The following is a 13,036-nucleotide window of genomic DNA, read 5'->3' as shown; positions in this document are numbered from 1 at the left end:
ATTATCACTCCTTATTATTAATAAAACTATATTGTTTACCAAATTCAAATTTAGTTTTATTAATTAATAATTCATTATTTATTTGTTCAATTAATCATTTCATATCATTCATTAATGCATAACAATCACTATCTCAAGTATCATCATATAAATCTAACATTTTAGGTTCATTATTTGAATTTTCTATTTTAGATTTAGATAATCATTGAATTAAACTATATTGTCTTTTAGTTTCTGGGCAATTATTTCAATCATAACTTAATATATTTTTAATTAATCCAGTAGTAGTAAAATCAATTCTATCTTTTAAATACATTACTGATTTATCTACTGGTTCAAAATTTAATCAATTCATATTTCTTTTATTTTTTTCTACATTTAAAATATCAATAAATGCTTGACCACCATTACCATAATCAACATAACAAGTAAAACCTTTAAACATAGCAAAATATTTTTGTGCTTCAATTAAATAATAATCAATAATACTATTTGCTAATTCATAAGTATTTTTAAAATGCATTGCTGGTTGACCATTAATATTAGCATTACTATGATAAAATTCACTTACTTTATGCGCTCTTCTTCCATTATGATTTTCACCAATAAATCATAATGAAGCAGCAGTTGGATGACCACTACTACTTGTTGCCATACCTATATCTAAACCACCAGTTATTTTAGAAACTTGAAAATCTAATTCAGTATTTACTTTATCAAGATATCTTGCAAATATAGCACCTTGTAAAACACTAGGTACACCATAATATCAACTTTGTGCTTTCTTTAATAGGGTCTAATACTTTTAATTCTTCTAAATCATTAATCATATCTAATGTCAAATTATGAGCATTTACTTTTCAATTTGAATAATGAAATAATTTAAATATATTATTATCAAATACTGATTTAATTTGTTCATTTTTAGATTTCATAATTTCTAAATTAAAAGGTACTATATTATTCATATATTCAATAAAATATTGATAAATATTATCTGGATTACAACTTTTTATTTTTATTCTTTTTTTAGCATTACCTAATGCAAATGTAATTGCTTGAAATTCTGCTTGAGTAAATTCATTTGCTTCTTCACATCATTCAATTGCTAAATCAAATCCTTTTATTTCACTACGAGAAAGACCTTTTAAAGGTATTCTATCATTTGAATTACTATATACACCCATAACTCTAATAAATGATTTTGAACCTTTAAATCTAAAATCTGCTTGTTTATTTGGATATTTTAAAGTAAAATCTTTATAATCATTAAAACCAATTGTTATTAAAGTATTATAAATTTCTTTAACTAAATCATTAATATCTTTATTTAATTTTCTAAAACAATATATAGCAATTGATTTATTAACTTTAATTGAAATAGCAATTAATATTGCTAATTCTTCTGCAATACTATATGTTTTACTTGAATAACGACTTCCACTTAAATTATATTCACTATGAGTAAAATCACTTTTATTTAATAATCAATAACTAATTTCATGTAAATAAGTAAATTCTTTATTCATAATATTATTCCTGTAATTCTTCTAATTTTAAAAGTTTCCCTAAACTGAAAGGATAAGGTGCTGTAATTAGAAATATACTATTTTGATTTAGTTTTAATCAAACATAATTACTATCTTGTGTTATTAAACTATTTAAATATTGTGTTTTATTAATATATATAAATTCTTTAATTATTCAAGATTCTTCTATTTCATCATCAGTAGGAGAATAATTATAGTAAATACGATATCTTTTATTTTTAATAAAATTATATTCAATTGTTTTGTTATTTTTCTTTGTTCCTACTTCTTTTCATTGTGGAATATTTGGTGTTGGATTATTTTTTAATTCAATATCTCATTCATTTTCTCTAATTTCATTAGTTTCTAAACTATATGAATTAATTTTAATAGGTTTTTCTATATCAATTTTTTCAGGTGAAATAATATTTAATGTTTTACTATTAATTTGAAAAACATTATCATCTGCTTGTTCTAATACTTCTAAACTAATAATTGCTCCACCATTACCACCATTTAAAGTTAAACTTCAATCTGTATTATCAAAATTAATATTTAATGTACTATCACTATTACCAATTTTTCCCGAAGCAATTCTTCAAATACCAGTACCTATTAATTTAGGTGATTTAAAAAATATAACTTGTTGATAACCTTTTTTTAAAGGATTTTCTTCTGTAACTTCTCATGTAACAAATACTCTATAAATATATTGATTAAAAGGTGCAGTTGGTATATGTCATTTCTTATCATTAACTCTATTACCTATTACTTTTCATTTAATAATTTTAAAATCTTCTAATTTTTTATCTATCTCAGTTTTATTATAATAATCAGTTAAATTAGGTATTTTTTCTTTTAATTCATTTATACCACCAACAACAGTTTTATTAGTAGTTTCTAATTTATTATCTGTTTGCTCTTGTTTAAAACTTATTATAGTATCAATATCACTTTTTAATTCATCTATTTCTTTTTTTGTATAATAATTATCTAAATTAGGTATTTTATCATCTATATATTTCTTATTTGGAATATCTAAATCATCAGTTACAACTGGATTATTTCTATAAATTAAAGTTTGACCGTCACTATGTGTTTTAATAATTTTATTTACTAATCTTGTAGTATTATCTTTATCATCTTTATTATTAAAAATTTTATCTTGTAAATTATCTATTTTATCTTGTTTTTTGTCAATTTTTTCATCAACATATTCTTTAGTTGTAGCATCACTTAAAAAAGTAGGTGTTCCAACATCAATAATTCTTTTACCATTAACATCAATACCTTTATCATCTTTTGGTTTAATAAAATTAGGATTATCTTTATCAACTTCTCATAATGATTCACCAATACCACCAGTAGCACTAATAACTTTCTTTTCTTGACCTTCTTTACCATCAACTAATTTCATAGTATCATTACTAAAATATTTAGTAAATAATTCAATTGTTGTTAAATTATCAAATGATTTTATACCATTTGTATCAATATCAACTACTGAACCCATAATATTTTTTGGATGACTAATAGTAATTTTAGTTCTATTATCACTACTTTTAATATTATTAGATTGTAAATAAATTTCTCATGGATTTTGTTCACCACCAGTACCCATAAATTTTTTAAATCAATTTTGTTTAGGTGAAACATCAAGATTAAAACCTTTCATAGTTGGATATTCATTTATTTCTTTTAAATAATTAAATACTTGTGGAACAATATAATAAGGGTCTTCTGGATTATTTTGTGAATAAGTAATACCACCTTGACCAATACTTGCTTGACCACGTGCATATTCAACACCTTTACTTAATAAAAAATTAACATAATGAGTAGTTGCAGTTTGAATATTATCTGTAAATTTTGTTGGATTTATTTCTGGTCATTTTTTTGAAATAGTAAAACCACTTAAATAATCAATATTACTACTTGCAATTTCTATTGCATATCTAATTTCACTATCTGGTGTTGTAACTTCATCAAATAATGATTTATTAAAACCTTTTCAATTTTTAAATTCTTCAATTGTAATAAACATTAATGGGTCTTTAATAGCCATAATAATTTACTCCTTAATGTAAAATAAAGGGTATTTAAACCCTTTAAATTTTAAATTTAGTTACTTTTTTCTTATCTTTTTCAGATAATTCTTTCTTTTTAGATTTTTGTGCTATTACAAAATTATCTATTTGTTCTTGTTCTACATTAAAACTATCAAGTAATTTAGCAGTTGATGTAGTTTCTAATTGTAATTGAGAATTTATTTGTTTAATATTTGCTTTAATAAATTCTAATTCTTTATTATTTTTTAATTCTTTTGCTAAATTTGATTGTTTTGATTTTTTAATAAATTTTGATAAAAATAATAAAACAATAGTAACAATTATTCCACTAGCAACTGCTCCACTTAATACTGCTGATATTACTGTTGTAGATAAATTCATTTTTTATTCCTCCAATTGTATTTTATTTGAATGTTGTTTACATAAATGACATTCTTTTTTATGTTTTCTAATTTCTTTATATTGATATATTAAATAAGGACTTGTAATAATAATTGGTATTGTTATCAATGCATATTTAATTAATTTTCCATAATTACCTAATTTAGTTACTAAATTTAATCCAATATGACCAAACATAGGAAATAAAGTTAATATTAAATGGTCAGGTCAAGTAAAATTATATTGATTAGTATAATTACCTATTCCCATTTCTATTGGTATTTTAGGTATTAATCAAGGTGTTATTGTAAAAAATAATGTTATTAACATACCAATAATATGACTAGTTATTTTTAAAATATTTGATATTAAAATTTTTATTTTATCTATATGAGTACTATTTTTATTAAATCAAATCTTATTTAATTTTTTATATTCTTTATTATCTTTACTTAATGGATTAATAGTATTTCATATACCAATTGGTTTAATTGGTTTATCTAATTCAATAATAATTACCACCTACTTTCATGTTTTATAAAAATTAGAATTTCTTTTAATTTTTATATATTTATTTGTATGTAAAGAATTTTTTAATAATTGTTTTCTTTCATATCTTCATTGTGTACTTCCAATTTCATTTTTAGATAAAGTTTTATATTCTTTTAATTTAAAAAAACCTTTTTCTAATCTATTAATAAAATGCATAGTTTTTTGTACATTAATATTATTAGGATAAATTACACTAGTATCTTGTGAACCATAATATTTACCTTTTTTTGCTAATTCACTTTTAACATATTTTCTTAGTTGACTTGGTAATCATTTTCTATTTCAAAATTTTCAAAATATTGTTCCAGAACCAGAACCATTTTTACCTTTAGCTTGTGTCATTAATATTCATATTTCTTGTGGAAATGTTGGATAAGTATATGGACCATATCATATTTGTCTTTTATCATTATCACTTTGAAATAATGTTGTTAAAGTTCCAATTTTTAAATTTTTATTATTAACAATAAATCTTCCTTTTTTAAATCATGAACTTGATAATACTTCTCATGCATTTTCTGGTATTTCTTCTTCATTTTCTTTAAATAAATTATCAAATTTATTTACATAATTTTTAACTGTTCTAATTTCTGTTGGCATAATAGAATTTTTAAAACTATTTATTGGATTTTTAAATTTATTAATTTCATTTTGTAATATAGATAATTCACTTGGTTTTAATATACTTGTTAATTTTTTAAGTATATTTGGATTAAAAACACTATATGGTTGATGTATTTCTTTTTCACTAATATTTTCACTATCAAATACTGCTTTTAATGATTGATTTTTATAATAATTTTTTAAAGCATTTATTAATGCTAATTTAATATCATTACTTGCTAATGCATAATATATTCATTCAATAATTAAAGGTAACATTATAAACTCATATGACTATAATCTCATCTTAAATTTGATTCACTATTAGTACCATATTCACTTACACTATCATTAATAAGATTTGCAGTTTCATTATTAAATAGTGTTTCTTGCATTTCTTCAATATGATTTGTAGTTTCCATAGGTAGTAAATTATGGATAATTTCACTTGCACCAGCAATTATGGTAGGTATTGCATAAGCATTATTAAAATCATTATTTATACCCAAAGCAACACCACTACTAATCAAACATCCACCAGTTGCCATATTACAAATCTTTCTTATTGTTTCAAATTTATTAGGTATTAACTCAGTTAATCCACTAATAAGATTTGATATACCATATGAATTTAAACTAATAAATGTATCTCAATCCATTAAATTATTATTATTTTTCATTAATAATAAATCATCTGGAAATGGATTAGGATTTGGATTAATTGAATTAGTAGTAAATTTAGCATAATTTGATAATCCAATTGTTCCTAATCCTAATAATATTTTTTTAGAACTATTAATTAATTTAGTTTTAGTATTTGGTCTTTGATTTAAATTTCAAATATCTAAACCTAATTTTTTACCAAATAATAAACTATTAATTGAACCTAGTACTGGATTACCTATTACTTGACCATAATAAGCACTTGTACCAATCATTGCCATTAAAGGACTTATTGAAGAACGAATTATCTTTAATAAAGTATAATTATTTGATTGTATAATGGTGTCATTTGGCATTTTCATTTACTCCTTCTACATTAGTTTGTTTTTCTATTTTAATTATTACTTTACCTTCACAATGTATATTATCTCCAACACATATTGCATAACTATCATGTACATCACTTACTATAAAATAATCATTTCTTAATTTAGGATATTCATCTAATAAAATTGCTCTAATATCATTACTTGTAGTTAAATCTTCTGGCTTTGGTGAATAAATAGTAATATGTGCTTTTTCATCAAAATATTTATAAATATATTCCATAATTATTTTTTAGAAAATTTTAATTCTATTTCTTCAATATAATCTTTATCATTACCAGTCATAGTAGCACTTTTTGATGTAATATTACTAAATGTTGCTTTACCTTTTTCATAACCATTATTACCAGCATTTATTATTGCAGTTTCTAATTCATCATTAGTTGGTGTATCACCAGCCATTTTAATTTTTCCTAAATTTTTAAAATAAATTAAATCATTTAAACTAATTCTAAAATCATCAAAATCAGCAATTTTAAATGTTACTGGTGATTTTTCTCTTTCTGCTGGAGTTAATTTAATTCAATTAGTTCAACAACGTTTTTGTGCTTCTTTAATTTCATCAGCTGTTGGCATTTTTTCCATAATAATAAATGATAATCAACCACGAATTGCTGTTGTTATACCATAAAGTGCTTTACCTAATGTTTTTTGATTTAATGTATTATTATCAATTAAATTAACAATTTTTTGAAAACTATTAGGTTGTGCAAATGCATTTCTATGTACAAAAACTCCTAATACTTTTTTTAAATCAAATGTTTTTTCTAAATGTAAACCAGTTTTAGTATCTTTAACCATATCTTTATTTAAAAACATATGTTTATATAAAAACATACCAAATACTGATTGTTTATATAATTGACCACTTGCTACAGTATCTGCTGCAATTTGACCATAATTTAATCTTAAATATGCTTTTGTTAATTGTAACATTGGAGTAAATCCTAATGCACCAATAAAATCACTTACATTTTATGATAAAAATGAAAAGCCAGTACCTAATGATTGATTTTAAGATAAAGAATCGAGGCTTTTTAATAATCTGTGTATCTTTGTTTTGCAAAGTACTAGTTCAGATTAATTCTGTCTTCAAATTTTATCATAAAATGAGCAATTGCTGTATTTCAATTTTGAATGGGCATTGTTCATTTTTTTGTTATATTTTCAATTGCTAAGTAAAATATTTTGAAAACTGCCATATCATTTGGAAAAACTTTTTTATTTCTGATGACTTTTCGTAATTGACTATTAACAGATTCAATAGAATTTGTAGTATAAATCACTCTTTTGATTTCTGGAGGATAACTAATAAAAATCATTAAATTATCTCAATTTTTATATCAAGATTTAGCAATTTGAGGATAGTGTTTATTTCATTTACTTTCAAATGATTCTAAAGCTTGCATTGCTTGTTCTTCACTACATGCATTATAAATTGGCTTTAAATCTGTAACTAGTGATTTTCGATGTTTGTATGAAACATATTTTAAACTATTTCTGATTTGATGAACTATACATAATTGATGTTCAGTTTTAGGATAAACTGATTGTATTGCTTCTGACATGCCTGTTAAGTTGTCACTACAAGCAATAAGAATATCATTTAAGCCACGATTTTTCATTTCTGTGAAATTTGCTAATCAAAATTTAGCGCCTTCATTTTCACTAATTCATAAACCTAAAACATCTTTTTTACCTTCTAAATCAACACCTAAAGCTATATAAACTGATTTGTTAATAATGCGTTTATCTTGTCGTACTTTAACTACTATACAATCAAAATAAACAATGGGATAAATGCCTTCTAATGGTCTATTTTGTCATGCTTTGACATCACATCAATCACATCATCAGTAATTTGTGACTAATAACACTTTCACTAATATCAGCACCATGATATAACTCTTGTAACTGCATTCTAATATCTGATAATGTCATACCTTTTGCATATAAGGAAAGAACTTGTTGATCAAAACCATCAAATCTTCTCTGTCTTTTTGGCACTATTACAGGAGTAAAATTACTATTACGATCTCGTGGTACATCAATCTCAATTTTACCTTGTTGAGTTATTAATTTTTTTGAACTTATACCATTACGAGCATTGTCACTATTACTATGTTGATTTTTTTCATATCCTAAATAATTTTGCATCTCAGAATTCAACATTTTTTCAACTAAACGTTTTGTTAATTCTTTATATAAACCCCCTTCTTTAAAAACTGTTGTTAAATCTTCAGTATTTTCTAATAATAAATCTACTGCTTTTGATATTGGATCATTATTATTAAAGTTATCTTTTTTAGCCATCTGTAACTCACTCTTTCTAGTCATTTAATTATATTTACTAGAATTAATTAAACATAGTTATTTTTGTAAGTTACACAGATTACTAAACATTACCATTTTTTTTATGGTAATACAGAAACTGGTTATTTTTATCCTATAAAAATAAATATAAATTAATTTATTAAAATTTATGATAAAAAATAAACTCTCTTTTAATTAAAAGAGAGTTTTTATTATTTAAACTTTTTTATTTTTTTCTTTTAAATTTTGATGTTTATAGAACATTCTATTTTCAATACTTGCAATACGAGCAGTTGATTCACCAACATTAATATTAACCAATGCTTCATCAATTGCATAGATCTTTGCATCTAAGTTATCTAAATGATGTAAAATTTCAGCTTCTATTGTTTTTGGTAAGACAGGTGAACCATATTCATATTTACCATGACTAGCTAATATTAGATGCTGTAATAAAACTACGATTTCTTCGTCTAAGTTAATATTTAATTCCTTACAAGCAAGTGTAACTTGCATTGCACCTAATGAAATATGACCAATCATTTTACCTGATAGTGTATATGAACTAATAGGATTATTATTTAATTCAACCATTTTTCCATAATCATGCATAATGATTCCTGCATATAATAGTTCACTATTAATATTACGATCATTATAAAGTGCTACTACTTGTTTTGCCATTCTTAACATTGTTACTGAGTGTCATAATAAACCGCTTTGAACAGCATGATGCATTTTAACTGCTGCTGGTCACTTTTTATAATCATCAATATTTTTTTTATTAAAACATTGGATTAATACTTTTTTTAAAATTGGATTTTTAAATTCCTTTATTGTTTGACTAATTTCAGTTCATGTTTCAATAATATTAATTGGTGCTTGTGTAAGTAATAAATCATAATATTCACTAGGATTAGTAATAATAGTTCAATTATTAATTTTTAGTTGTATTTCATTATTATAATTAATGCTATTTGCTTCAATTTTAATTACTTGTCCTATTGTTAATTGTTCAATAGTTTCTTTGCTTACGTCTCAAATTCTTGCTGAAATTGTCCCAGTTTTATCTTGTAATTGTAAGTTTAAATAATTAGTATTGTTAGAAGCAACACCTTGAATTACTCGATTAATAATTACTACTAAACTTAAAACATTATTAGGTTTAATATCTTTAATTACAGTCATTTTTTAGTTCCTTTCTATCATTTTATATCTTTGATATTTAGATATTTGATAGCTAATTCTTCATACATTTTTCTCATTTTTAATTGTGCATCATTAATGGTTTTATCAACACAAACAAAATAGAATTTAATTTTTGGCTCAGTTCCACTAGGTCTAACAGCAAATCATGAACCATCACTGAAGTAAAATTTTAGTAAATTTTGCGATGGCATTCCATGTAAACCAGTTTGATAATCTTCAACTTTAATTGTTTTAATATTATTAAGTGTTGGTATTTTACTAGTTCTTAATGTTTCTAACATATTATTAATAGTATTTTGTCCTGTTTTGCCTTTTAAAATAAGATTAACAGTATAACAGTAATAATATCCAAATTTTTGATAAATATTTTCTAAAACATCAACTAATGTTTTTTGTGACTTTTGATAATATCAAGCCGCTTCTGCTGCTACTATTGCTGATTGAATACCATCTTTGTCACGAGTAATATCTTTAATAACATAACCATATGCTTCTTCAAAACCAAAAACAAAGTTAATGTTACGTTCTTTTTCTTTTAGCATTTCTGCACCAATTCATTTAAAACCAGTTAACGTTTTAATAACTTGACATCCATATGATTTAGCAATCATATCAGATAAATTTGAAGTAACAAATGTATTGTACATAACAGGATTTTTTGGCATTGTTTTATTAAGTTGATAATGGCTTAATAAATATTCTAATAAAATTGGTGCTGTTTCATTACCTGTTAATAATACATAATCATTATTATGTTTTACAGCAATACCAATGCGATCAGCATCAGGATCATTTAAAATAATTAATGGTGCATCATGTTTTTTAGCATGTTTAATTGCTAAATCAAATGTTGGTTTTACTTCGGGATTGGGCGACACTACACCTTTAAAATCAGGATCATAGTTAGCTTGCTCTGTTACTAAAATAATTTCATAACCGCATTGTTCTAAAATTGGTTTAACTCATTCACGACTAGTACCGTGTAGATTAGAAAATACAATTTTAAAGTTACGATTTTTAACTTGTGGATAAAACTGTAAATTTTTAATATCGTCACGATAATTATCTTCTACTGTTGAAGGCACTTCTTTAATTAGGTTAGTATCATAATCGAATGTTAATTGAAAATCATCAGGCAATTGTTCCATTTTATTGCTAATTATATTGGTAACATTAAGAAGAAATTGACAGCCATATTGATCATAAATTTTATAACCATTATATTCAGGAGGATTATGACTGGCTGTAATAACAATTCCAGCAAGAGCATTAACTTTTCTAATACTATATGAAAGTACTGGTGTTGGTCTTAAATCATTATTTTTAAATAAAAAAACAGGAATTTTATGTTTAGCTAAAGTTTTTGCTGTTAACATTGTAAATTCTGCTGAAAAGTGACGATTATCATGAGCAATAATAACACCACGAAGTAAGTCTTTTTCAGAAAAGGCAGATTTTAAATATTGAATAAATGCGACAGTTGCCTTCATAATAATAATTTCATTAATTCTGCCGGTACCAACTCCAGTAATACCACGCATGCCAGCTGTACCAAATTCTAAAGTTGTAGTAAAAGCATCTTCAATTTCACTTTTAGACATTGTAGTTAATTGTTTTTTTAAGTGTTGTGGTAAGTTTTGCTTTTTTCAAATCTCATATGTTTTTAGTACATTCATTATTATTTCTCCTTTATAATAAAAAATTAAGTTTATAGGTAAATCATACTATAAAATAAGAAGAAAATAAATTTTAGTAGTTAATCTAAACATAAACTTTGAATTAAATAATAAAAAATAAAATTATTAAAAATTTCAATTTCAATCTTTAATAATTTTATTTTATTTTTATATTGATTGTGAATTGGTTTTATTTAGAATTGTTATTGGTTGTTTGTCATTTTTAATAGAATTTATTGCTTTAATGTTTATTTTTTTATTTGGTTCTGAAGTTTTAATTAGTTTATATAATGGTACTTGTTTGTTATCTTTATTAAGATACTGATCACTAGTAATAGTACCAACAAGTTTTTCATTATTATTTAGTAATATTTCAGCAAGAGATGTTGTTATTGGTAATTGTGGTTTAATTTTTCTTGAATTTGTTGTTGTTTTTTCTTTTTCTGTTATAAGATTTTCTGATTTTTTACTATATAGCACTTCTAAATATCTCCTTTTTCAAATTAAAAACCTATTTACTTTAAAATAAAAGTAAATAGGTAAAAACTTATATTAATTTTAGGAAAATTATATCATAATATCTATATTAAATATAGATATTTTTCATTTATTTTTGTATTAGATAACTATTGTTTAATTAGAAATAGTTACCTCCTTAGAAGTTTTATAATTTAATTGTTTATAAAAAAATACATGTATATGAAATTAAATATTAATACTTATATAAGTGTTAATTATAATTTTCATCAAAAGTATTATTTTTTATGTTATTATATATTCATAATTTAATAACTGTTCAATAACTGTTCAGTCCTAATATAGATATATCTCTATGTTAGGATTTTTATTAGAACCTGTTTAAAATCTTTTCAATAAAATTGAAATAAAGGCAAGAACAACCATTTGTAAGCTAGTATTTAATTTTTTTTCACAATTTTTTCATAATCTTCTGCATTTTTCTAATCATGAAAAACTTCGTTCTACAACTCATCTTTTTGGTAATACTACAAAAGAATGTAATTCATTACGTTTTATAACTTCAACATTTGCATTTATAATTGTTTTAATTTTAGAAGCAAATTTTTCACCAGTATAACCAGCATCTACTAGTATTTTTTGAACTGCAGAAAGATTCTCTTTTTCATTTTCAATCATTATTATAGCACTGTTACGATCTGTTTTTTCTGCTGTGGTTATGTAAATTGCATGTGGTAAACCTTGAGAATCAACAGCAATATGACGCTTTATTCCTGAAATCTTTTTACCAGCATCATAACCTTTATTTTCAGTAGTATCTGTATTTTTAACACTTTGCGAATCAATTATACAAAAACTAGTTTGTTCTTTGCGATTATTGTTGATACGAAATGCCATGACTAATTTTTTTTAAAACTAATTGTAATACACTAGGTTCTTTACCATTATTTTTACTTCAAACTTGAAAATAATAATATACAATTTGTCATTTTGGAAAATCTTTTGGTAACATTCTTCATTGACAACCACTTTTTAATACATATAAAACTGCACAAAATACTTCATATAAATCTAAGCTTCTTGGTTTAGTTCTCTTTTTAGTATTTTCTAAAATTGATTTTATATTTTCAAATTGCTCTTTGCTAACATTACTAGGATAATTTTTACGCATATATACC

13 protein-coding genes and 1 pseudogene are annotated in these 13,036 nt (G+C 23.3%); all 14 read right to left on the bottom strand.

The genetic code is table 4. The features are described from left to right. Window position 1: 1 nt before the first annotated feature. Window positions 2–655, bottom strand: coding sequence for a hypothetical protein (locus ACI2WJ_RS07770; RefSeq protein ID WP_400255309.1), 654 nt, complete (start codon window positions 653–655; stop codon window positions 2–4). A gap of 97 nt (window positions 656–752) precedes the next feature. Continuing rightward, a complete protein-coding gene (locus ACI2WJ_RS07765; RefSeq protein ID WP_400255398.1) occupies window positions 753–1,529 on the bottom strand; it encodes a hypothetical protein in 777 nt (258 codons plus the stop codon). A 4-nt stretch (window positions 1,530–1,533) separates the two neighbouring features. Beyond that, window positions 1,534–3,594 (bottom strand): hypothetical protein, encoded by a 2,061-nt coding sequence (locus ACI2WJ_RS07760; protein WP_400255397.1) that lies wholly within the window; start codon window positions 3,592–3,594, stop codon window positions 1,534–1,536. 43 nt (window positions 3,595–3,637) lie between these two features. After that, entirely contained in the window at window positions 3,638–3,979 is a 342-nt protein-coding gene (locus ACI2WJ_RS07755) for a hypothetical protein (protein WP_400255396.1), read from the bottom strand. A 3-nt stretch (window positions 3,980–3,982) separates the two neighbouring features. Next, the gene (locus tag ACI2WJ_RS07750) at window positions 3,983–4,501 is read right to left on the bottom strand and encodes a hypothetical protein (RefSeq protein WP_400254481.1); all 519 of its coding nucleotides are present in this window, start codon (window positions 4,499–4,501) and stop codon (window positions 3,983–3,985) included. Further along, entirely contained in the window at window positions 4,502–5,413 is a 912-nt protein-coding gene (locus ACI2WJ_RS07745) for a hypothetical protein (RefSeq protein ID WP_400255395.1), read from the bottom strand. Next, window positions 5,413–6,153, bottom strand: a complete 741-nt coding sequence (locus tag ACI2WJ_RS07740; protein WP_400255394.1) for a hypothetical protein — start codon at window positions 6,151–6,153, stop codon at window positions 5,413–5,415. The genes ACI2WJ_RS07745 and ACI2WJ_RS07740 overlap by 1 nt, the downstream gene beginning before the upstream one ends. After that, window positions 6,122–6,406 carry a hypothetical protein gene (locus ACI2WJ_RS07735; RefSeq protein ID WP_400254594.1) on the bottom strand — a complete coding sequence of 95 codons (285 nt, stop codon included), beginning with the start codon at window positions 6,404–6,406 and terminating at the stop codon, window positions 6,122–6,124. Before ACI2WJ_RS07735 ends, ACI2WJ_RS07740 begins: the two co-directional genes overlap by 32 nt. A 2-nt stretch (window positions 6,407–6,408) precedes the next feature. After that, window positions 6,409–7,119, bottom strand: a complete 711-nt coding sequence (locus tag ACI2WJ_RS07730; protein ID WP_400255393.1) for a hypothetical protein — start codon at window positions 7,117–7,119, stop codon at window positions 6,409–6,411. 134 nt (window positions 7,120–7,253) lie between these two features. Next, window positions 7,254–8,496, bottom strand: a pseudogene (locus tag ACI2WJ_RS07725) (IS256 family transposase). A 216-nt stretch (window positions 8,497–8,712) separates the two neighbouring features. Then, window positions 8,713–9,684, bottom strand: a complete 972-nt coding sequence (locus tag ACI2WJ_RS07720) for a 3'-5' exoribonuclease YhaM family protein (protein WP_400255392.1) — start codon at window positions 9,682–9,684, stop codon at window positions 8,713–8,715. Between the two features lie 14 nt (window positions 9,685–9,698). Next, complete coding sequence (locus ACI2WJ_RS07715; RefSeq protein WP_400255391.1) at window positions 9,699–11,381, bottom strand: phospho-sugar mutase; 1,683 nt, start codon at window positions 11,379–11,381, stop codon at window positions 9,699–9,701. A 168-nt stretch (window positions 11,382–11,549) separates the two neighbouring features. Then, a complete protein-coding gene (locus ACI2WJ_RS07710; protein ID WP_338957756.1) occupies window positions 11,550–11,861 on the bottom strand; it encodes a hypothetical protein in 312 nt (103 codons plus the stop codon). A 378-nt stretch (window positions 11,862–12,239) separates the two neighbouring features. Continuing rightward, window positions 12,240–13,029 (bottom strand): IS5 family transposase gene (locus ACI2WJ_RS07705; protein ID WP_400255390.1). Its coding sequence is split into 2 segments (ribosomal slippage): window positions 12,240–12,767 and window positions 12,769–13,029, totalling 789 coding nucleotides; the frame shifts between segments, so codons are not numbered across the junction. Window positions 13,030–13,036 lie beyond the last annotated feature (7 nt).

Origin of the sequence: Spiroplasma endosymbiont of Cleonymus obscurus (assembly GCF_964273375.1) — a bacterium.
GTDB lineage: Bacteria > Bacillota_I > Bacilli_A > Mycoplasmatales > VBWQ01 > Spiroplasma_E.
Note: the sequence above shows the minus strand (reverse complement) of the source record. Positions and strands in the feature narration are given on the sequence as shown.